19 protein-coding genes and 3 pseudogenes are annotated in these 19,984 nt (G+C 63.2%); 11 read left to right on the forward strand and 11 right to left on the reverse strand.

Annotated features, from left to right (window positions below):
• Positions 1–19: 19 nt before the first annotated feature.
• The 3 genes from NKI31_RS23815 to NKI31_RS23825 are packed head-to-tail and all read left to right on the forward strand — an operon-like array spanning position 20 to position 3,184.
• Positions 20–1,063 carry a class II aldolase/adducin family protein gene (locus NKI31_RS23815; RefSeq protein ID WP_352652680.1) on the forward strand — a complete coding sequence of 348 codons (1,044 nt, stop codon included), beginning with the start codon at positions 20–22 and terminating at the stop codon, positions 1,061–1,063.
• Positions 1,047–2,336: an FGGY-family carbohydrate kinase gene (locus tag NKI31_RS23820; RefSeq protein ID WP_352652681.1), complete on the forward strand. Its 1,290-nt coding sequence runs from the start codon at positions 1,047–1,049 to the stop codon at positions 2,334–2,336. Before NKI31_RS23815 ends, NKI31_RS23820 begins: the two co-directional genes overlap by 17 nt.
• Positions 2,333–3,184 (forward strand): TIGR01459 family HAD-type hydrolase, encoded by an 852-nt coding sequence (locus NKI31_RS23825; RefSeq protein WP_352652682.1) that lies wholly within the window; start codon positions 2,333–2,335, stop codon positions 3,182–3,184. Before NKI31_RS23820 ends, NKI31_RS23825 begins: the two co-directional genes overlap by 4 nt.
• A gap of 74 nt (positions 3,185–3,258) precedes the next feature.
• Here the strand turns inward: NKI31_RS23825 and NKI31_RS23830 are convergent, their stop codons facing one another.
• From NKI31_RS23830 to NKI31_RS23845, 4 genes are read right to left on the reverse strand one after another with little or no spacing between them, the layout of a single operon-like run.
• Positions 3,259–4,440, reverse strand: a complete 1,182-nt coding sequence (locus tag NKI31_RS23830; protein WP_352652683.1) for a hypothetical protein — start codon at positions 4,438–4,440, stop codon at positions 3,259–3,261.
• Between the two features lie 30 nt (positions 4,441–4,470).
• The gene (locus NKI31_RS23835; protein ID WP_352652684.1) at positions 4,471–5,481 is read right to left on the reverse strand and encodes a succinylglutamate desuccinylase/aspartoacylase family protein; all 1,011 of its coding nucleotides are present in this window, start codon (positions 5,479–5,481) and stop codon (positions 4,471–4,473) included.
• Positions 5,482–5,483: 2 nt separating this feature from the next.
• Positions 5,484–5,828, reverse strand: a complete 345-nt coding sequence (locus NKI31_RS23840) for a RidA family protein (RefSeq protein ID WP_023670576.1) — start codon at positions 5,826–5,828, stop codon at positions 5,484–5,486.
• Positions 5,829–5,866: 38 nt separating this feature from the next.
• The gene (locus tag NKI31_RS23845; RefSeq protein WP_352652686.1) at positions 5,867–7,192 is read right to left on the reverse strand and encodes an alanine racemase; all 1,326 of its coding nucleotides are present in this window, start codon (positions 7,190–7,192) and stop codon (positions 5,867–5,869) included.
• 71 nt (positions 7,193–7,263) lie between these two features.
• Here NKI31_RS23845 and NKI31_RS23850 point away from each other — a divergent pair, with 71 nt between their 5' ends.
• Complete coding sequence (locus NKI31_RS23850) at positions 7,264–8,205, forward strand: amidohydrolase family protein (protein ID WP_352652687.1); 942 nt, start codon at positions 7,264–7,266, stop codon at positions 8,203–8,205.
• Here the strand turns inward: NKI31_RS23850 and NKI31_RS23855 are convergent.
• From NKI31_RS23855 to NKI31_RS23870, 4 genes are read right to left on the reverse strand one after another with little or no spacing between them, the layout of a single operon-like run.
• The gene (locus NKI31_RS23855) at positions 8,179–9,150 is read right to left on the reverse strand and encodes an ABC transporter permease (RefSeq protein ID WP_023748645.1); all 972 of its coding nucleotides are present in this window, start codon (positions 9,148–9,150) and stop codon (positions 8,179–8,181) included. The genes NKI31_RS23850 and NKI31_RS23855 overlap by 27 nt on opposite strands.
• A complete protein-coding gene (locus tag NKI31_RS23860; protein WP_352652688.1) occupies positions 9,147–10,112 on the reverse strand; it encodes an ABC transporter permease in 966 nt (321 codons plus the stop codon). Before NKI31_RS23860 ends, NKI31_RS23855 begins: the two co-directional genes overlap by 4 nt.
• Complete coding sequence (locus NKI31_RS23865; protein ID WP_352652689.1) at positions 10,109–11,608, reverse strand: sugar ABC transporter ATP-binding protein; 1,500 nt, start codon at positions 11,606–11,608, stop codon at positions 10,109–10,111. Before NKI31_RS23865 ends, NKI31_RS23860 begins: the two co-directional genes overlap by 4 nt.
• Positions 11,609–11,635: 27 nt before the next feature.
• The gene (locus NKI31_RS23870; protein WP_023748647.1) at positions 11,636–12,688 is read right to left on the reverse strand and encodes an ABC transporter substrate-binding protein; all 1,053 of its coding nucleotides are present in this window, start codon (positions 12,686–12,688) and stop codon (positions 11,636–11,638) included.
• A gap of 235 nt (positions 12,689–12,923) precedes the next feature.
• Between NKI31_RS23870 and NKI31_RS23875 the strand changes: the two genes are divergently transcribed.
• Entirely contained in the window at positions 12,924–13,724 is an 801-nt protein-coding gene (locus NKI31_RS23875) for an IclR family transcriptional regulator (protein ID WP_023686799.1), read from the forward strand.
• A 668-nt stretch (positions 13,725–14,392) separates the two neighbouring features.
• On the opposite strand, the gene NKI31_RS23880 is transcribed toward NKI31_RS23875, so the two are convergent.
• Positions 14,393–14,737, reverse strand: coding sequence for a hypothetical protein (locus NKI31_RS23880; protein ID WP_352652691.1), 345 nt, complete (start codon positions 14,735–14,737; stop codon positions 14,393–14,395).
• A gap of 415 nt (positions 14,738–15,152) precedes the next feature.
• Here NKI31_RS23880 and NKI31_RS23885 point away from each other — a divergent pair, with 415 nt between their 5' ends.
• From NKI31_RS23885 to nadE, 5 genes and pseudogenes are all read left to right on the forward strand, one after another.
• Positions 15,153–15,530: a hypothetical protein gene (locus NKI31_RS23885; protein WP_023807591.1), complete on the forward strand. Its 378-nt coding sequence runs from the start codon at positions 15,153–15,155 to the stop codon at positions 15,528–15,530.
• A 68-nt stretch (positions 15,531–15,598) separates the two neighbouring features.
• Positions 15,599–15,700, forward strand: a pseudogene (locus NKI31_RS23890) (SDR family NAD(P)-dependent oxidoreductase); the annotation flags it as partial.
• Between the two features lie 192 nt (positions 15,701–15,892).
• Positions 15,893–16,012 (forward strand): annotated as a pseudogene (locus NKI31_RS23895) (zinc-binding dehydrogenase); the annotation flags it as partial.
• 67 nt (positions 16,013–16,079) lie between these two features.
• Positions 16,080–16,334: a hypothetical protein gene (locus NKI31_RS23900; protein WP_023704496.1), complete on the forward strand. Its 255-nt coding sequence runs from the start codon at positions 16,080–16,082 to the stop codon at positions 16,332–16,334.
• Positions 16,335–17,033: 699 nt separating this feature from the next.
• Positions 17,034–17,650 (forward strand): annotated as a pseudogene (gene nadE / locus NKI31_RS23905) (NAD(+) synthase); the annotation flags it as partial.
• Positions 17,651–17,834: 184 nt separating this feature from the next.
• On the opposite strand, the gene NKI31_RS23910 reads toward nadE, so the two are convergent.
• Positions 17,835–18,305, reverse strand: coding sequence for an OsmC family protein (locus NKI31_RS23910; protein ID WP_352652692.1), 471 nt, complete (start codon positions 18,303–18,305; stop codon positions 17,835–17,837).
• A gap of 26 nt (positions 18,306–18,331) precedes the next feature.
• The gene (locus NKI31_RS23915) at positions 18,332–18,646 is read right to left on the reverse strand and encodes a DUF1272 domain-containing protein (RefSeq protein ID WP_352652693.1); all 315 of its coding nucleotides are present in this window, start codon (positions 18,644–18,646) and stop codon (positions 18,332–18,334) included.
• A gap of 57 nt (positions 18,647–18,703) precedes the next feature.
• Between NKI31_RS23915 and NKI31_RS23920 the strand changes: the two genes are divergently transcribed.
• Positions 18,704–19,693 (forward strand): GlxA family transcriptional regulator, encoded by a 990-nt coding sequence (locus tag NKI31_RS23920; protein ID WP_352652747.1) that lies wholly within the window; start codon positions 18,704–18,706, stop codon positions 19,691–19,693.
• The last annotated feature ends 291 nt before the right edge of the window (positions 19,694–19,984 follow it).

Raw genomic sequence — 19,984 nt, forward strand, 5'->3', positions numbered from 1 at the left:
CTGACAGAGGAATTGCGCGATGGCGACCTATGCGGATGCGCAGGAAATGGCTGCCTTGCGGGCGCTTTCGGCCAGCATCGGGCGCAGCCCAAACCTGACCCAGGCCGCCGGCGGCAACACCTCGCTGAAAGCCGGCGACACGCTGTGGATCAAGGCTTCCGGCACATGGCTGAAGGATGCGCTCTCCGAAGACATCATGGTGCCGGTGGCGATGGCGCCGCTGCTCAGGGCTGTCGAACAGCGCGACAGCGCCGCCGACCAGCCGCAAATCTTCGCCATCGAGACGCTCAACGCCCGGCGCCTGCGCCCTTCGATTGAAACCACCGTTCACGCGCTGATGCCGCAGCGCGTCGTCCTGCATGTCCATTGCGTCGAAACCATTTCGCTGGCGGTACAGGCCAATTGCGAGGTGGAAGCCGCCAGACGCCTTGATGGTCTCAAATGGGCGTATGTTCCTTATTTCCGGCCAGGCCTGCCGCTTGCCCAGGGTATTGCCGAGCGGCTTCAGGCTGGGGTCGACGTGCTGATCCTTGCCAATCACGGGCTGGTCGTCGCGGCCGATACCGTCGCCGAGGCCGAAGTGCTGCTGCGCCGCGTCACGCTGCTTCTGGCGCGGCCGGCGCGCCAAGTGGCGGAACCGGATGTTGCGGGATTGGCGGCGCTGGCCGGGAAAACCGGTTACAGGCTGCCGGCGGAAATCGAGGCGCACGCGGTCGCCATCGATCCCGAAAGCCGCCGCATGGCGTCGGGGGGCAGCCTCTACCCCGATCACGTCATCTTTCTGGGTCGGGGGTCGGTGGTGGCAAAGCCCGGTGAGGATGTGCCGCGCGTCATCGAGCGGTGCGGTGCAAAGCCCGTGGCGATCCTGTTTCCCGGGCTGGGCGTGCTGATGCGCGGCGACGCCAGTGCCGGCGCCGACGCCATGCAACGCTGCCTTGCCGACGTGACGGCACGCATCGACATTGCAGCGCGGCTGAACTACCTCACCGCCGCCGAGAACGATGAACTGGTCAACTGGGACGCCGAGAAGTATCGCCAGAAACTCAATGCCGCCACCCGCTGACACGCCGCTTGCCATAGGCATCGACATCGGCACGTCCGGCGCGCGCGCGGTCGCCATGCGTCCAGATTTTTCCATTGCCGCGCGTTCCGCCGTTTCGCTCGAGTTGTTTGGCCGGAATGCCCGCGACCCTGCAGTGTGGTGGTCAGCGGTCGGCGCAGCGCTGGCGGAACTGCTTTCGGGCATCGACCGAACAGCGGTCCGGTCGATCGCTGTTGACGGCACTTCAGGTACGTTGCTGCCGGTCGACGGCGCCGGGCGGCCGCTGGCCGAGCCGCTGATGTACAACGATACGGTCGCCGACAACGCCATTCTGGTCGCGATCGCTCGCGAAGCCCCAGCGACCAGTGCCGCACTTGGGGCGACGTCCGGTCTCGCCAAGGCGCTCTGGTTCCAGCGCACGCCCGGTGTTGCCGCGGTGCTGCATCAGGCGGACTGGATCGCGGGACAATTCTCCGGTCGCTTTGATGTCAGCGACGAGAACAATGCCTTGAAAACCGGTTACGACGCCACGGCCCGCTGCTGGCCGGACTGGATTGCGGCGACCGAAATGCGCATGGAGTTGCTGCCCGGTGTCGTCAGGCCGGGCGATGTCGTCGGCAAGCTAACCGCGGATGCCGCGGATATGTTCGGCTTACCGCGCGAAATCGCCGTCGTCGGCGGAACGACCGATGGCTGCGCCTCGTTCCTGGCAACAGGTGCCGCGGCAATGGGCGACGGCGTCACCGCGCTGGGGTCGTCGTTGACCGTCAAGATCCTGTCCGACCGGCCTATCTCGGCGCCACGCTTCGGCATCTACAGCCATCGGCTTGGAGATGTCTGGCTGGCGGGCGGCGCATCGAACTCCGGCGGCAAGGTGCTGACACAGCATTTCCCTCTGGCGCGCATCGTCGAGCTGAGCATGGCGATCGACCCGATGACCGAGACCGGCCTCGACTACTATCCTCTTGCCACTGCAGGCGAACGCTTTCCGATCGCCGATCCGGCACTGCCGCCGCGTCTTGTGCCCCGACCGGTCGAGGACGCCGACTATCTGAAAGCCATGTTGGAGGGTATCGCCGCGATCGAGGCGCTCGGTTATGACAGGCTCGCCGAGCTCGGCGCGCCGCGGCTGACGTCGGTCAGAAGCGTCGGCGGCGGTGCGGCGAATGCCGCCTGGACGGCGATCCGGCGGCGCAGACTTGGTGTTGATTTCCTGCCGGCACTTTCGGACGAAGCCGCCGCCGGCACGGCGCGACTGGCGCTGACGGGCGCAAGCGCGGCGGGGCTTCTATGAGCGCGAAAACAGTCGAACACCTCAACGGAATCAGTCAGCTGGCCGAGCGCTATGATGTTTTCCTGCTCGATCAGTTCGGCGTGCTGCATGACGGCGCCAGCCCCTATCCAGGGGCGGTGGAAGCACTATCGGCGCTGAAGCGCGCCGGCAAGACCATTGTGCTGATTTCGAACTCCGGCAAGCGGGCGGGGCCCAACGAGACCCGGCTGCTAAAGCTCGGCTTCGAACCGGGAAGCTGGGACCATTTTGTTTCTTCCGGCGAGGTCGCGTGGGAGTTCTTCCACGACATGGCGGTATCCGGAAAGCTACTGCCAAACACGAAATGCCTGTTGATAAGCCGCGACGATGACCGCTCGGCGATCGAAGGTCTGCCCTTCGCATTGACCAAGGACGGTGACGATGCCGGGCTGGTGCTGATTTCGGCCAGCGAGGGCGACCGCTACGATCTTGAGCACTATCGCCGGCTTCTTGCGCCGGCTGCGGTGCGGCAGGTGCCATGCTTTTGCACCAACCCTGACAAGATCATGCTGACGGCAGTGGGGCCGCGCTTCGGCGCCGGCCGGCTGGCGGATCTCTACGAGGACCTCGGTGGTAGCGTCACGCGTATCGGCAAGCCTTACCCCACTATATTCGGCGCTGCGCTAGCGGTGGCAGGCAATCCAGACCGCAGCACTGTGGTCTGCGTCGGCGACAGCGTCGAACACGACATCGCCGGCGGACTTGCTGCCGGCGTGGCCACGGTGCTGGTTCTGTCAGGAATATTGGCGGACACACCTGACCTGTTCGACCTGTTCGACACGATGGACGCCTACCCGGATTACACCATGGATGGCTTCAGGTTTCGCTGATTTGATTAACCCGGCAGCGCTCGCGCCCGAATCCGGCCTCAACGCCTCGTGGCCACGAGCATTGGCCGGCTGGCTCAAGACTGCCGAACAGCGCGGATCCAGTCGAGCCGCGCGGCTGGAATGAGGCCGTAATTGTAGAAATTGACGCCGTCCACACCGGGCGCCAGCGCCGGCTTCACCTTGGCCGCGAGGATGTCGGGGCGGGCCATTTCCGGATAGAACAGCCGGTAGCCGGCGCCGAGGAATTTGTCCGCGCCCAGTGCCGCACGGCCGGCCGCCATCAGGCTGGCGACATCGCCGGCCTGCATGTCGTAGGCGCACAGGATCGCCCCGTCGCAGACCTTGCCCAGCGCTGCCAGATCGCAACCGCCAAGCCAGCCGTCTTTCAGATCGATAATGACGACCCGCGTCGTGGGATCGGCTACCTCGCGCAGTTCGGCGACCAGGCTGGTCACTGGCTCGAATCGCCACAAGAGATAGGCATGGAGCTCCGGCCACGGCGCAAAGGCGTCGAGGCCGCAGGCGGGGAAATCGGGAAAGCGCCGCTCAGGCACCGCACGCTCGCAGGTCTCGACGATCCATTGCCTGGTGAGCTTGCGCGCCGCCTCGGCATCGATGCCGGCTTTTGCCGCACCGGCGACGCAGGACGGACAGAAGCACAGAGACAAAAGAAAATCGTCTTCCGGCGTCAGCCCGACACCGTCCTTCTCGTGATGATATTCATGGGCAAAGCCCATGAAGGACGGGCTTTCAAGTTCTATCCGGTCCGGCCGGTAGCTGTGCGAGATGTCGGCGATCAGCGCGCGGACATAGGCGCGCGCATCGGGATGGGAGGGGCAGAGATTGTAGTAGTTGGCATCGCCGAAGGCGTTGCGGGTGACGGCCTGCGGATGCAGCATGCCCAGGCGGGTATTGTGCAGGCAGACCGTCCAGCACGAAACGCCTAGCCCGCCCGCATCGCGATGGCGGATGAGCTGACCGAGCACGTCGCCGCCCTCGGTGATCACGTCAGCCACCTTGGGTTGGATGGCTAGACTTCCCCAGCGCGCTGCGGTCGGCTTGAAATAGATGGTGCCGTCCTCAGGGAAATAGGCCTTGCGGCGCGGACTGCGCGGCTGCAGGAAGCGCCCGGCATGATAGGATGTCGCCAGGCTGATCATGTTGAGCCCGGCGCGCCCGACAAGATCACGTTCGACCGTCTCCAGGCCGAGATCCTGGATGTCCCAGGGATAGGTCCACATGGACAGTTGCTGCATGGAATATCCTCTGCCTGATCCGGGTTTGGCTCAGCCGTCGACCGGCTCTGCGACCTGCATTAGGCAGTCGCCCGCCTCACACATCGTGTGCAGCCGGCGCGACAGCACCAAGCCGCTTTCGGCGAAATGTAGGGCCTCCTCGGCAACATCGAGCCGCTCGAGATCGTGGTACCAGCCGGCCAATTGTCCTGAAGTGACACTGTCGCCGAGCCTGGCGGCGGGCTCGAACCAGCCGCGGCGGGTGGCATAGAGGCCCTGGCTGTGCCTGGACAGGGACAGCAGCCTTGTCGGCGCCGAATGCTTTTCGCCAGCGCCAAGAACCGGCGCGCCGACCACACCCATTGCTATCATCAGACGGTCGAGTGCGCGGGCCGTGATCGCCATCGAATCGACCGTTGCGGTGCCACCGCCGCCGAACTCACCGCTGACGCCGACGGCGCCGGCGCGGCGCGCTGCGCCCATCGAGGTTGGCGAGGCCTGGCCGTTGTCAGCGATAAAGCCGTAGGGCATGCCGAGCTTGCGCATCAGCTCGACGCCACGCCGGTGGCGCTCGGGATCGGCGTTGCGTTCGACCAGCGCGGTCGGCAGATGCTCCATCGACGTGCCGCCCGAATGGATATCGAAGACGACGTCGTGACGGGGGAACAGCTCCGTCTCAAGGAAATTGGCGAGCCGGCTTGTCGGCGTTCCCGAGGGATCGCCGGGAAAGGCCCGGTTGAGATTGCCGCCGTCGAGCGGCGAGCAGCGCTTGGCGGCCATCACCGCAGGGGCGTTGGCCATCGGCATGATGGTGATGCGGCCCTTGATCCGCTTCGGATCGAGCCGGCGCGCCAGTTTTGCCAGCAACAGCTCGCCCTCATATTCGTCGCCGTGATTGCCGGCCATCAAAAGCAGTGACGGGCCGTCGCCATTGCGGATGAGGCAGATCGGCACCTTGACCTGAAAGTAGGGCGAGCGATCGATCGAGAACGGAATGCTTAGATGGCTGAGCGTCTTGCCGTCGCGGTCGAAATCGAGCGTGTGGGCGAGGCCGGTGTGCATGGTCAGACCGCCGCGACCGCGGTGATTTCGATGCGCAGATCAGGGTCGGCAAGGCGCGCCTCGACGCAGGCCCGCGCCGGCAGGCGGGCAGGATCGATCCAGGCATCGTAGATGCTGTTCATGGCCTCGAAATCACCGATCTGCGGCAGGAAGATGTTGACCGCCACCAGCTTCGACTTGCTGCTGCCGGCCTCGACCAGCAGCGCCTCGACTTTGGCCAGCACGTCGCTGGTCTGGCCTTCTATGCCGGCCTTGCGATCGTTGGCCACCTGGCCGGCTATGTGAACGAGGCCGCCATAGACGACTGCCTGCGACATGCGCGAGCCGGACTGAAAATACTTGATCATATCGGATCCTTTCGAGGTTCTCTTTTTGGGGGATCTGGTCAGCCGAACCAGGTGGGGAAAGCGTGGCGGACGTGGCCGGTGGCGTCGACGCCGAAGATCACGCGATAACGGTCGAGGCAGGTGCAGGGATGCGAGATGCCGAATTCGACGACGTCGCCGACGGCCACGTCGTCGCTCGGTGCAATCGACAGGAAGGAATGCTGGTCGTTGAGCTTGACCACCTCGGCGCGCGCCGCCGGCATCGGCAGCGGCTTGCATGCACGAAAGACGGTGAGCGGCGTTGGAAAGCCCTGGTCGAACGACACGTCGCGCATGCCCATGCCGCAGATGACAAGGCCCGGCTCCGGACGCGACAGCACTTCGGCCCAAAGGCGTAGCGCAGGGCGAAAGGAATGCCGCGCCGAAGCGCTGATGCCGCCTATGGCAAAACCCTTGCGGGTATCGAGGGCGCCGAGCGAACGGTCATAGGTGCCGTGGTCGTGGAAGAAGATGGCGCCGCTGCGCAGCACCAGCGTTGCGTTGCCGTCGCTGGAAACGAGGGGTGCAAGCGCCGCGACCACCTGGTCGAAGAAGGCGGAGCCGCCGGCTGTGACGATCAGCGGTGCGTCGCCGCCGACGCGGGCACGCAGCCGCAGGAACATGTCGGCGGTCATTGCCAGCAGGCCGGATATCACCTCATCGGTGCGACCGGGCTCGGGTTGCGCCGCCGCCCCTTCATAGGTCGCAACGCCGGCGATCAGCAGCCGCCCGCCGGCAGCCGTGATCGCATCGGCGATGGCCTCGGCTTGCGCGGTGGTGCGGGCGCCCGCCCTGCCCGCACCAAGTTCGACCAGCACATGCAAAGGCGGCAGTGCCGCATTGGCGCGCCAAGCCTCGGCAAGCGCGTTCACGGCGTCGACCGAGTCGGCAAAGACATAGAGCTCGGCATCCGGCCAGGCACCAGCAAGCACGGCCAGCCGGTTGGCGCCGCCGGCTCCGCCAACCTCATTGGCGATGATCAGCCGTGTCAAGCCGGCCTTCAGCATCACTGTCGCTTGCCTGATGTCGGCGACCGTCGTGCCCCATGCGCCGGCCTCGACCAGCGACCGGGCAAGGTCGGGCGCCATCGGCGTCTTGGCATGCGGAGCGATCGCGACATTGTGTTCGCGCGCATAGCGCAGGAACAGGTCGCGATTGGCGGAGAAGGCCGCCTCGTCGAGGGTCAGCACCGGAAGCGCCATGCGTCCATCCGCGGGATGCCAGTGCTCGGCCGCGACAAGGCTGCTGTCAAGCCCGGTTGTGCCGGGAGGCACGCCGCGGATGCGGTCGTCGAGCTGAAAATTTTCGTGCACCGAAAGGGCTGGAACCAGTGAGTTTTCAGTCATCCGATGCTAACCCTTTCACCGTCGCAGAACGAAGCCAGAATCGATCGCCGGTCACAGCCTGAGAGAGATACGTGCCAGAACCTTACGCCGGACCGATCATCGACGCCCATCATCATCTTTGGGATCTCAGCCTGGGACGGCATCCCTGGCTCGACGCCACGGCCGGCGAGCGCGGCGGCCTGGGCGAGCTTGGCCCCTTGCGGCGGAACTATCTGCCCGGGGATTATGCGCGCGATGCCATAGGGCATAATGTCCTCGCCACCGTCCATGTCGAAGCCGGCTGGGCGAGTGGCGACTGGATCGGAGAAACGCGCTGGCTTGAAACACTCGACAAATCGCGCGGCGTCGCCGCCCGCTATGTCGTTCACGTGCCGCTCGCCGATCGCCAGGCGCCTGCGCTGATCGAAGCGCAAGCCGCGTTCGAGCGCGTCGCCGGCGTGCGCGACATATTGAGCTGGGATCCCGACCCTGCCCGCCGTTTTGCGGCCCGTGACGGCATCATGGACGATCCGGCCTGGCGCGCCGGGCTTGCCTTGCTTGGCCAGCATCGGCTGGCCTTCGACCTGATGGTGTTTCCGCGCCAGCTCGCCGACGCGGGGCGGCTTGCCAGGGCCTTCCCCAACCAGCAATTCGTGCTCAACCATTGCGGTAGCCCGATCGACCGCGACGCCGATGGCATGCAGGTGTGGCGCGACGGGCTGCGGCTTCTGTCGCAATGCGACAACGTCGCCATCAAAATATCGGATCTGGTCGCCTACGATCATGACTGGACGCTCGACAGTCTGGAGCCCGTCGTCCTGCATTGCATCGATTGTTTCGGCACCGGTCGCGCTATGTTCGGCAGCGACTTTCCGGTCGCCGGCCTGCATGCCTCGTTCGATGACATATATGACGGCTTCAGAACCATCACAGCGGACTTTTCCGCCGACGAGCAGACGGCGCTGTTCTTCGGCAACGCAAAGCGCATCTATCGGCTCGACGATGTGTCATCGGCGCGCCTGCTCCCGGCCTGAGAGCAGCAGCAGGCCGAGGATCAGCGAGCCGAACAGGATGCTGCGCCAGCCGGGCGATGCGTTGACGACGGTGATCAGCGCGGTGATGGTGACCAGCAGGATGGCGCCGGGGATGGTGCCGGCATAGGTGCCGAGCCCGCCGAGGATCGAGGTGCCACCGAGGACCACGGCGGCAATCGAGGCGAGCAGATAGGGATCGCCGATGCCGACATAGCCCTGTCCGTTCATGCCCAACACGAGCACGCCGGCAAGTCCCGAGCAGAAGCCGCTGATGCCGTAGACCGCAAGCGTCGTGGACGTGACCGGAACACCGGACAATGCCGCGGCAAGTGGGTTGGCGCCCATGGCGAAAATCCGGGCGCCGAGCGATGTCGCATGCATCGTGGTCAGCACGATCACCGAGACGACCACCCACAACAATACGCCAGCGGGAATGCCGGCCGGCCGGCCATTGCCGAGCCAGTGGACCAGCGGGTTCTCGGCGGTCACGGCGCTGCCGCCGGCGATGATGATCAACAGACCCTGCAAGAATGTCGCCATGGCCAATGTCATGATCATCGGGTGGACGCGCAGCAAAGCGACGCCGAGCCCGTTGACCAGGCCGATTGCCGTGGTCAGCACCAGAACGGCAAGAATGGCGGTGATGCCGGTCGGATCCACCTGCCACGACAGCAGCGGCAGGCTGACGGCGCTGACCGTGACGATGGCCGCGACGGAAAGGTCGATGCCGCCGGCGATCACCACAAAAGTCTGGCCCGCGGCAACCAGGCCGATGACGGCGCCGAGCTCCACCAGATAGCGCAGATGGCCATAAGCGCCGAAGCCGCGCGAAACGAAGCTCGCCACGATCCAGACCGCGGCAACGATGGCAACGGTGAGAAACGGCCGGCTGCGCAGGACCGTCAGGGCGCGTTTGCCGCCCGCGCTGTCATTCCATGCTGTCATTGCTGTGCCTTGCGGAATTGCGGGATGGCGACCGCGCCGATGATGATCAGGCCCTGGGCCACATATTGTGCGACCGGCGTGAAGCCGAGGAAGAACATGACGCTGATCATCAGGCTGAGCAGCAGGCTGCCGGCAAGCGCGCCGCGCATCGTGCCCTGGCCGCCGAGGAAGCCGATGCCGCCGAGCACCGCAGCGGCAATCGAGTTCAGGGTAAAGGCGGCGCCGATGACCGGGTCGCCCGAACCGGTCTGTGCGGCGACGAACAAGCCGGCGCCAGTGGAGAGCAGACCGCTGATCGCATAGGCCGCAATGCGCGCGCCGTCGACCGGCACGCCGGAGCGATAGGCGCCGACCGGATTCTCGCCGGCGGCATAGAGGCTCAAGCCAAGCGGCGTGGCGAGATAGAGCTTCCACAGGAGAATGATGACCACCAGCAGCACGAATGCCGCCGGTGTGTTGCCGGCAAGCAGGTCGGACAGCCACGCCGGGATTGCGCCGCCGGGCCGCGGCAGGATCAGCAGTGCGGCGCCGCCGATGATGAACGACCCGGCAAGCGTCACCACGATGGCCGGCAGGCGAAGCCGTACCACGATGAAGCCGGTCGCCGCCCCGATGCCGAGGCCCGTCAGCGCCACTGCGGCAGTGCCCCCGGCGACGCCCAGCGGCCCGGCCATCGTCGTCGCGGCGATGACCGCGCCCAAGCTGACCGTCGCGCCGATGGCTAGGCTGATGCCGCCGGTGAGCATCAGGATCGCCTGCGCCATGGCGACCAGCGCCAATGGAAACCAGCTCTGGGTGAATTTGGCGAAGCCGGACGCCGTGAACAGGCCCGGAAAGAGGACGCCATAGGCGATGAGAAACACCAGCACGACGGCAAACAGGCTGCGCACGCCGACATTGCGACGCATCTGCACCGGCCAGTAGAGCGCATCGGTCTGCCGGGCGGAGGAAGATCCGTTCATGCCGCAACCTTCCGCTGTTCGGCGGCCATCGCCGCGGAGACGATGGCTTCCTCGCTCAGCGCTCCACGCGCCAGCATGGCGACGATGCGGCCTTCGCGGACGATGGCTACACGGTCGCAAAGGTGCACGAGTTCGGGCGTGTCGGAACTGAGCAGCACGACCGCCTTGCCGGCGGCGGCGAAATTGCGAAGCATCATGTAGATCTCACGCTTGGTTTCGACGTCGACGCCGCGCGTCGGATCGTTGAGCAGAAGCACCAACGGGTCGTGCGGCATCCATTTCGCCAGCGCCACCTTCTGCTGGTTGCCGCCCGATAGAGCCTGCGCCGCCCGGCCGAGGTGACCCTTGATGCCGAGTTGGGCGGCAAGGCTTTTGGCCGTCTCGCGCTCTGCGCGGCGGCTGCGCAGCTTCAGCGCCGGCAGCCTGGCAAAGGCGGGCAGCATCATGTTGGTGATGATGGGATGGATCAGGTGCAGGCCCTCGCGCTTGCGATCCGCGGGCACATAGGCCAGCCCCAGCGCGTTGGCTTTCGGCACGCCGCCGGGCAGGCCGGAGGCGCCGTTGACGGTCGCCGACGCCGTCCGTGCCGGAATGGCGCCGTAGAGACCGAGCAGCAAATCTTCCTGCCCTTGCCCGACCAGGCCGCCAATGCCAAGCACTTCGCCCGTTTTGATATCCAGATCGACGTCGCGCATCAGGCCGGCCGAAAGATTTCGGACAGAGATAGCGTCGGCAGGCAAACTGGAAGGCTGCCATTGCGGAAAAAGATCACCGGGATCGCGGCCGACCATCAGCCGAACCAACCCGGCGGCGTCGGTGCCTTCCAGGGTGCGGTCGGCCGTGCAGGTGCCGTCCTTCAGAACGGTGACGTGCTGGCACAGCGCCATGACTTCGTTCAGTCGGTGCGAGATGTAGAGAATGGCGATGCCTTCGCCGCGCAACCGCTGCAGCAGATCGGTGAGGATTTTGGTTTCGGTTGCCGATAGCGACGATGTCGGTTCGTCGAGAATGAGCACGCGCGGCCGGCGGTAGAGCGCCTTGGCGATCTCCACCATTTGGCGGCGGCCGAGCGACAGATGCCCGACCGGCGTCGACAGCGGCTCGTGCAGCCCGACAAGTTCGCATGCGGCCCTCGCCCGCGCAGCGAGTTCGCGGTAGTCGATCAGGCCGAACCGTTTGGGATAGGCGCCGAGACCAATATTTTCGGCGATGGAAAGACTGGCCGTCAGGCTGAGTTCCTGCTGGACGACGGCGATGCCGGCCTGCCGCGCAACAGCCGGCGTCATGCGTGAGACCGCGCGTCCATCGACCTCGATCGTCCCGCCATCCGGTCTCAAGGCGCCGGACAAAAGGTTGATCAAGGTCGACTTTCCGGCGCCGTTCTCGCCGAGCAGCGCATGCACGCGGCCCGGCTGGAGAGCGATTGAAACGTCGCGCAGGACGGGGTTGCCGAAGAAAGACTTCGACACCCCGCGCGCCGCGAGCAGCGGAGCCATGGTTGTCAACGCTACAACCCTTCAGGCTTATTTCTGAGCCAGCAGCTTCTTGAACAGCTCCTCATCGTAAGGAGAAAAGATGTAGCCGTCAGCCGGGAAGTCCTTGGCCCGGGCGAGGTATTCGTCGATGTTGGAATTGTCGATCACCGGCAGCGGAATCTTGACGAAAGCCGGCACATCCTTGCCTTCCAGCGCCTGAACGGCGGTGTAGGTGGCGAAGGCGCCGAGCCAGTTCGGCTGCATCGTCGCCCAGCTCTTCAAGCCCTTTTCTTTCCAGAGTTCCAAAAACTGCCGGGCGTTCTCACCGGTGATCGGCACCTGTTCGCGGCCCTGCTTGTCGAGGGCCAGCACGGCGCCTGCCGACAGAGCACCGCCGAGTGACAGGATGCCGTCGATCTCGGGGTTGGCGAAGAGCAGGCTGGTGACGGCTTCCTGTGCCGGCGCGACGTTGTAGGGCGTGTTGGTCTCGGCAAGCACCGTCACGTCGGGATGGGCCTTGAGCTCAGCGTCGGCGCCTTTGCGCCTGTCATCGCTGACCGAAACCCCGGCCGGGCCGTTGAGGATGAGAATCTTGCCCTTGCCGCCGATAGCGTCGATCAGGAACTTGGCCGCCTGGTCGCCCCATTGCGAAGAATCGGTGTTGACCTTGGCGGTGACCTTGTCGGTGTCGACGAGGCTGTCGAAGTTGATGATGGCGATGCCCTTGGCGCAGGCGTCGGCCAGAACGCGTGCCGGTGCGGTCGACGAACCGGCGATCAGGATGATGGCGTCGACATCGGAATCGATCATCGACTGAATCTGCTGGATCTGGACGTTGGCATCGCCCTGAGCGTCGGTGACGACGAGCTTGTCGACCAGTCCCTGCTTCTTCAGGGTCTCGACTTCGGCTTCGATCGTGCCCTGGGTCTGCTTCATCCAGGTCGGCACGGAATAGATGTTGGCCCAGCCGATCGTGTACGGCGCCTTGCGGTCGCCCTTGATGCAGTTGGCGGCGGCATTGGCCTGCGAGGCGACGCCAAAGCTCAGCACGAGACCGAGGCAAAGCGCGCTGGCGGATGCGAAAAACGGTGATTTCATCATGACTGTTCCCTTCAGAGGTTGTGGCCTCGACGTGCAGAACAAGGGCGAGGAAACCCGTCGGTCGCCGGGTCTTGGAAACCGTGTGTCCTCTCGGGATTTGTCTGCGTCAGGCTCGTTAGTTTGTCTGGTATTTCAGACAATGTGTCTGTATATCGGACAAATTGGATGCTAGACCGAGCCTTGACATCTTTCAAGCGCCTTGAGACGAGAACCGAAATGATTTTGGCGGATGGTCATGAGCGACGGCACTAACGATGCGATCGGGAAGGAAGCCGGCGCGGAGCCGCGCAACGGCGAACGACGACGCGGCATTGACCGCGTCATCATGCTGCTCGAGGCGTTGCTGCGGCACCGCGCGCCAATGCGCGTCGGCGACATCGCCAAGATGATCGGCGCGCCGCGTTCGACCACCTACGAGATCGTCAACAGCCTGCTCGACGCCGAAATGCTCGAAAACGTCGGCGGTGAAGGTTACGTCTATTTCGGACGCGCCATGCATCTGTTCGGCTGGGCCTACTCACATCACAACGCCCATTACCGTCGCATCATCGAGACCTTGGATAAGTTGGCCGCCGAGACAGGCGAGACGGTCCAGCTATGCGGCCTGCGTGGCAACAAATACGTCGTTCTGGACTGCCGAGATTCGCCGGGCCCGTTCCGGATCTCAAGCGATGTCGGGGTCGAGGTGCCGATCCCATGGACGGCATCCGGACGGCTGCTCCTCGGCCATATGAACGAGCAAGAGTTGAGGGACTTCATCCCATCTGGCGACTACAAGCTTCCCGACGGCCGCATCATTGCACCAGCCGAATTCTTTGCCGATGTTGCCCTGGCCCACCGGCAGGGTTTCAGCGAGACCGCCGCTCTGGCGGACCGCTTCACCTGGTGCATGGCAGCGCCCATCCACGACGGCCACGGCGCCATCAAAAGGACCTTGTGTCTGGTGTTACCCGTCGACACGCCGGAGCCACGGCGCGACGAACTGCTTGCCTTGCTGCGCGAGCGCGCCCGTGGACTGTCTCTGGCGGGAGGCTGACGATCAGCCGTCGTGCCCTCTGGTTGAAGCCTCTTAAAGGCACATGGATTCCGCTCTTCCCCATTGGTTCCATTTAGGTTCGGGACCTCAGTCCCATAGTCGGTGGATAAGGTCCGAACCAGGGAACACGCAACCGGAAGCCACATTAGGAGAAGACCGTCGATCAAAGTCCCTTCATCGCCGGTTGAGGATCCCGCCGCACTTACTGTCGAGAGCGCGCGGGATCCTTACGCGCGGAGCGAGCACATGAGATTTGTCGAGATTTTCACAGATGTGCTTACGGCCCTGCTTCTCGCTTTATTCGTGTGCGGGATATTCGCTGTTTTCGGAGGCCATCTGGTTCCTCCACGCTACGCAAAGATGGTGTTGCTGCCGGACCTCGATAAGATGACGACTGCATCATCTACACCCAGCTTGCCCGATTCCATCGACTTGCAAGTTCAAAAGCGCCCAGAGGTGCAAAGGTCTGCCGGCGTGACACAGCGCGCAGTCGGTCTGGAGCCGCCAGTGCCATCCAGCAAGCGGTAAGAATCAGCGGAGTTTTCGTGGCTCCCCAGCTATCAGAGAGCGCCGGCGACTATTGACAGACCCGGCTCTTGAAATTGGCTGAAATCGCCGCTCCACATTTCCGCATCTGTTTGAATTGTGTTTATCAACTAGTGCGAACGCTATGGCGAAGCAGGTTGAGTTGGCGGCGTTCCTGGCTGATCCCCGCCAGTGCTTGATCGCGGCGTGGGATCCTTGTCGAGCTTGGGATTTCGGTCCACCGGTTCGCCATTCACATCATCGGCCTTGGAGTTTGCAGGGTCCGTTTGGCCAGGATTTGGGCTGTAAGTATCTGGCGATGGAACCCGGCTGTTTTGTTGTGTCGCCGGTGTCTTAGCCTGCTCGCCATAGATTTCAGCGATCCCCCAGGCAATGAGCGCCAAGACAAGGCCGGCCAAGAGCACGCCAAGGACCGGTCGCCCCAAGCCACCCTGCCTGGCCCGCTTTTCCGGAATGTTTCTGCTCATGATCGCAACCTTGGGCTAAGAGGAGTGGCCCGCGCTCCAGGAGCGAAGACGCGAGACGGTCAAGAGTTCCGGACGTTGGCCATGCGGCGAACAGGGAACTCGCTGCACATACCGAACTCGCTGGCGCTGTTGATGTTCCCACGGAATACAAACAGCGCGCCGCCTGGAGCCGGACTGGCAATTTGGGTTGGAGTGGCTGGAACGAGCCAGTTCAAGGTCAACCAGCGGCGGTGTGCGTAAGCAGGCATTGCGAGCCAGACTGGAACTTTGCCGAATCTGCCGCGCTGCCGACCATGGCCGATTACAACGAGACCACCAATCCGGTGCTGACTGGTTGCAAGGCCCGCGTTGCCACCAGGGACATCTGTTTGAAGGCTATCTGAAATTTGCTCCTGGTTGTTGGCGATTCCGCCCGATGGAACATCCTGATCCGCTCGCGGTTGGGGAAGCCCGGGCCAGCGGCAGGAGCATCATCATGAACGTCGAACGTAACCCGGCCGAAGACAGAGGCGATATTCAGTCTGGGGTGACAGAGGACAAGACGCCGGGATTCGACCCGGCGGCGGCGCCTATGGAAACCGATGCCGAAGCGGCAGACACCGGCGCCGTGCCGGTTCCCGCAGCGACGGGCACGCCGGCTTTCGCTAATCAAGCAAGCTTCGCCAATGCGATGCGGCGGCCGGACGACGAGCGCGCCCCGGCCCCGAGTAAAAACGGCCCGGTGCTGGCCATTGTCGCGCTTGTCGTCGTTGCCGCCGTCGTGTTCGTTGTCGCCGCGATGCTGGCGCGATAGCAGATCCTGCGCTTGCGCCAAACCTCTGCCCTGCGAAGCGATCAGGGATGCGGTCGTCGCAGCAGGCGATCAGCGGCTGGAAAAACAAGCTGCAGGTTGCAGCGGCGCATGGCACGCCGGCCGGCACCCTGGCCGAGCAGCATTGCGGCATGGCCGAACCCGGCTCGGCCGCCAAGGTTGAGGCCGGATGCTCGTTCGAAGCAGGAACATTTCACATCAAGCCAAGTTCGGGCTTGCAGAGCTTGTCGTCAAGGAACAGCACATGAAGGCCCTCACATGGCACGGCAAAGGCGAGATACGCTGTGAACAGGTGGCCGATCCGACGATCCAGGATGAACGCGACATCGCTGCAGAAAGTTCAGAACGGCGATATCGACCCGTCATTCCATCGCGCTGGCCTCAAGGCCGGGCCCGAACTTTACAAAACCTTCCGCGACAAGGAGGACGGCTGCATCAAAGTCGTGATGCGCCCGCACGGCTGACCGTTCTGCCCCAGTGGCCCGACTTTGTTGTCCGGCCGTCTGCATGCTGAAAAGGCGAGAGTTGAAAATGGCCAAGGACAAACCCGTATCGACAAACCCGGCCGCCACACCTCCGGTCAGATCGCCTGATGCCGCCGGCCTGCCACATCCCCGTCGCGACGCTGAAAACAGCGATTCCGGCGCCAAGCCGACGGCGCCCAAGACCGCTGGCGCCCAGCAAGCGTCCAGATCGCCGCTCGACAGCCGCATTGCAAATCGCAATGCCGGCCGTCCTCGTCAGGCAGGCACGACGCCTCGGCCGACCGACGAACCGCTGGAGTAAAATGAAACCTAAGCTGCGGCGCGTGTATCCGCACCGCGGTGTGTGTGCAGTCGGGCTCTTCCTGCCCTGCCGACTGCGCCATACAGGTCTTGATCTCTCGTGGATCGTCGGGATCGGCAATCAAGACTTTAGCGGGAATTCGATGGTACCGTTGGCTGGGATCACCTAAGACCGTATGCTACTGAGTTTATTTGATTTTTCCCGGTTTCAAGGACCGATTTGTATCACAATAGGTATCACAATACGTAGCACATTTACTGATGCTTGGTGGGCCCAAAGAGAGGTACGCGGCGCATCTGTTTTGAGACAGTCGGCGTTGATGCTTGCCCAGCGTTCGGCGATGCGCGCGCCGAAACCCATCGCCTGCAGCACCTCGACATTGCGCCGTGTCGCCTCGGCCAATGCGTTGTGTGCCGCGGCATGGCGGTTCGCCTCTTTTGCGGGTTCTCGCGTACGGGCCTCGGCAAGCAGCGTCAGGACTGAACAGAATGACGGCGCTGACGAGCGCTGTCATGCCGATCCAGAAATGGAAGAGGAAACAGATGCCGAGATAAAGCGGAATCCACGGCAAAAGTGCGGTCGGGCCGGCTCTCGACAGGAACGACCGAACTTGGTCGAGATCGCGTAGCGACTGCATGCCATCGCCAGCGAGCTTGGTGCGCAGAGGCCGTCGCATCAGCGCCGTGTAGACCTGACCGCTCAGGCGTGCGTCCAGACCCCTTAGCCGTCCGGCTCCCATACGGCAGGCAGGCCGACGAGAGTGACGCCCAGCGGGCACGTGACACAATTCGAGCTGACGAGGTGCACAGGTCGATATCAAGCCAGCTGCCGACGCAATGCTCAAGTCGATCAAGCTTGCTGATGTTGAGCTCGGCGATGTCGGCCGAGTGGATTTCTTGCTAGGCAACATCAAGGCTCGTCAGCGAATGATCGCCCAGTTTGCGCTCGCGGCCACCAATCGAGGACTGGTCATCGGAGCCGACGACGCCGCAAAGGCCTTGATGGGTTTCTTCACCAAGTTCGGCGACGGAGCCGCGGATATTCTTCCGCTTTCTGGCTTAAACAAACGCAGGGTTCGCGCACTAGCGGCGCACTTGGGCGCTTCGCCAGCTCTCATAGACAAGGTGCCGACAGCCGACTTGGAGAACCTCGTCCCACTTCGCCCTGACGAAGGTGCATACGGCGTGACGTATGAACAGATCGACGATTTCCTCGAAGGTAAGGAAATCGACGACGCTGCACAAAGGCGGATCCTCCATGTTTACTCCGGCACAGCCCATAAGCGCGCACTTCCGGTGACCTCCGATTTCTCGTGATAACTGCCAGGTCGGGAGCCGACCTTCGTGAAGCATTACTTGGCTAGCGGAGACGTTGCGCTGCAGAGATGATCGAATGCCAGAACGGCGCCGACTAAAACCGTGCTGCCGGACGCCGCTCTGTCATTTGGCTTCGTTGCCGCAACAGCTGAAGCCTGCCGGGCAAGCGGAACCGGCGCATCAGTCAAGTTCTCACGTATACGGCCTCAATCATAATTGGGAAGTTCACCGAACGCGCGATGTAGCAGACTTCATGTATTCGATGATGGATAGCGTCAGCCTTGTCCAAATCGGCGCCGGCTTCGACATGGATTTTGGGTCTCAGTTTCACGCCAATGAATCGGCCGGCACCAGTTGGCTCGCTCTCTCCATGGCCGACAGGCTCATCTGAATAGGAATGCACGACAATTCCGGCATCGCTGGCGAAATGTAGGTACCAAAGCATGTGACACGCCGACACCGACGCAAGAAGCAGATCCTCTGGATTCGGCTGCGCCGGATCGCCACCAAGCAATGGATCATTTGAACAATGAATGACTGCCTTGCCGGGCGTTTTAACGTCCCATGTGCGGTCATAGCCGCGATAAGCTCTCGTACCCTGCCCGCGATTGCCGGTCCACTCGATCGCGCAGGTATAATCGTGTTTCTTGAGCATGCTGGTCACTCCATCGCACACTGTCTCTATCTCTCCTCGGGCGGCACCCCTCGCAATCGCTGGCTAAGTTCCCCAACTTCCTGCGCTGTCCACCTGGAATATCTACGCGCAGTACTGGCCGGATCAAAGCTTCGCCCCAGACGCGAGCCTGGTCGCCACTCACCGAAGGGCCGGAGGGGTCTGGTGGAAAAGTTGCCGCCGCAGGTCGGACAGACGTTTTGCAAAATCGTATCGACGCAGGCCGCACAGTAAGTACATTCATAGCTGCAAATGCGCGCGTTCAGACTTTCGGGCGGCAAGTCGCAATCGCACCATTCACAATTTGGGCGAAGCTCCAGCATAGGCTCCCCTTTCTGAATGTCTGGATGTCACAAACCAGGCATGGCATAAATGCCAACATGCCCTCGGATTCTGCCACCCCGTTAATCGTGTTCGTATTGTTCGACCGCACGAAATTGCTCGACGTCACGGGGCCTCTCCAGGTGTTCAATGACGCTAAGACTCCCAGCGGGGCACCAGCATACCGGACCCTGCTTGTCTCCGAATGTGGCGGTCCGGTCGTCACGGACACAGGCATCGCTCTCAGCACGCGACGTTTGACCGAATGCAAGGATGTTGAGATCGATACCCTTCTCGTTTCCGGAGGTGATGCCGCACTGCAAGTTGCGCAAACTAGTGCGCTCTGCGACTGGCTGATCGAGCAAAGCCGGCATGTACGCCGCCTCGGCTCCATATGCCTGGGCGCGTTCATCCTGGCCGGCTGCGGTTTGCTCGATGGCCGTCCGGCAACCACTCACTGGGAATATTGCTCGCAGCTGGCTGCGCGCTTTTCGCTGGTCGAGGTCAGATCCGATCCAATCTTCGTTCGAGCGGATCACATTTGGACTTCGGCCGGCGTCACAGCCGGCATCGACATGGCGCTAGCGATGGTGGAACAGGACCTTGGGCATACAGCAGCTCTGGCGCTCGCGCGGGACTTGGTGCTTTTCTTAAAGCGCCCCGGTGGTCAATCGCAGTTCAGCATCGAACTTCGGTGGCAAGCACACGACTGTGCCGGCCGGTTTGATGGCTTGCACAAGTGGATGCGCGACAATCTTCCTACCGACCTTTCTGTGCCCGCATTGGCCTCGTTCATGGCGATGAGCCCGCGAAATTTCGCCCGTGTCTATACGAAAACCACGGGACAAAGCCCCGGACGAGGCGTCGAGGCCCTTAGGGTTGAAGCAGCGCGGCGTTTGTTGGAGAGCAGCACTTTTTCAGTCCAGCAGATCGCGCACCGGGTCGGGTTCGGCGACGATGAACGGCTTAGGCGCGCTTTCGTCAAAGCTCTTGCGGTAGCGCCCTACGATTATAGGCGGCGCTTTAGCTCGCAGTTGCTACCGGAGTAGTGGCGCCGGCAGACTTGCGGGTGACGGTTGATTTTGATCCGGTTACCCCATGCAATTTGCCCCGGCTCAACAGCATCTTCCTGACCGTTGACCTTGGCATAAGCGCGATTACGCGCCATTAGTCAGCTTTCAGGAGCGGCTCCTGGAATGGGACACCAGCGATCCTCCTCTGCCCAGAGGAGTATAACCGCAAATTGCGCTAAGCTGTTGAGGCCTGGGTCCTGGCGCAGCAGCGCGATTTCCTCAGTGTACTCCGCTGTGCTTGGCGCAGCAAAGGCTATATGTCCGCGC

It is taken from the genome of Mesorhizobium sp. M0659, assembly GCF_040320605.1.
Classification (GTDB): Bacteria; Pseudomonadota; Alphaproteobacteria; order Rhizobiales; family Rhizobiaceae; genus Mesorhizobium.